This is a genomic window from Bacillus sp. LR_5, assembly GCF_042709275.1.
On sequence record NZ_JAVAXX010000637.1, the window covers coordinates 1 to 967 of the forward strand.

The 967-nt window shown below is 41.1% G+C and carries 2 protein-coding genes; both read left to right on the forward strand.

The annotated features are described in order from the left end of the window. Positions 1-125: 125 nt before the first annotated feature. Positions 126-386 carry a YgaB family protein gene (locus RAC86_RS39140; RefSeq protein WP_014113115.1) on the forward strand — a complete coding sequence of 87 codons (261 nt, stop codon included), beginning with the start codon at positions 126-128 and terminating at the stop codon, positions 384-386. A gap of 143 nt (positions 387-529) precedes the next feature. Further along, positions 530-967, forward strand: a 438-nt coding sequence (locus RAC86_RS39145) for a DUF402 domain-containing protein (RefSeq protein ID WP_377887001.1), incomplete at its 3' end; no start/stop codon positions are given.

Below are 967 nucleotides of genomic sequence, written 5' to 3' on the forward strand. Positions count from 1 at the left end.
TTTTGTTTGTAAAACGACAAAACTTGTGAAAGGTCTACAGAATGAGTCAAAGGGTTTGCTGTATTGGGATCGAAATGATAAAAGGAGGAAACGTTTATACTTTCACCAGGCTGAAGGAGGAACCGATGACGGAATTTGAAAAGCTGGTAAGCGAACAGATGAAAACGATGGATAAGCTTCTCGATCTCCAATCAGAGCTCGACCGCTGCAAACAAATTGAAGCAGAACTCCGGCATTTGGAAAGGGATGCAAGGCTGCGCGGTATTCAGGATGAAATTGCGGTAAAACGGAAACATCTTGCCGATATACAGGATATGTTTCAAAAGCAGACAGAGCAGGTGATTCGTTCTTATCGCAGCTCAGAAAAGCCGTCTTCCTTTGTGTAGAGCAGGAATGTGCCATTCCCCGGCCGGAATGGCTCTTTTATTTTCATTTTTCAATTTGTAACGTTATAATAGGTAAAAGACGTTGTCGGTAAGCAAATTTGGACATACTAACTGTAGGGCTTTATAGAAAGTAGGGGAGAAATATGGGCTATCCCAAGGAAGGAGAAACCATTCAAATTCACAGCTATAAGCACAACGGGCTGATTCATAGAATTTGGAATGAGACAACAATCTTAAAAAGTACAGAAATGTGTGTCATCGGAGCCAATGACCGGACGATGGTAACCGAATCAGACGGCCGGACATGGATAACCAGAGAGCCCGCAATCTGTTATTTTCACGCAAGACAATGGTTTAATGTCATCGGGATGCTGAGGGAAGACGGGGTTCATTATTATTGCAACATCAGTTCTCCGTTTGCCTATGATGGCGAAGCAATTAAATATATTGATTATGACTTAGATGTTAAGGTTTTTCCTGACATGACCTACAATATTCTCGATGAAGACGAATATGATGATCATCGGAAAGCCATGAATTATCCAAAAGAAATCGACAGTATTTTAAGAGACTACTTAAAT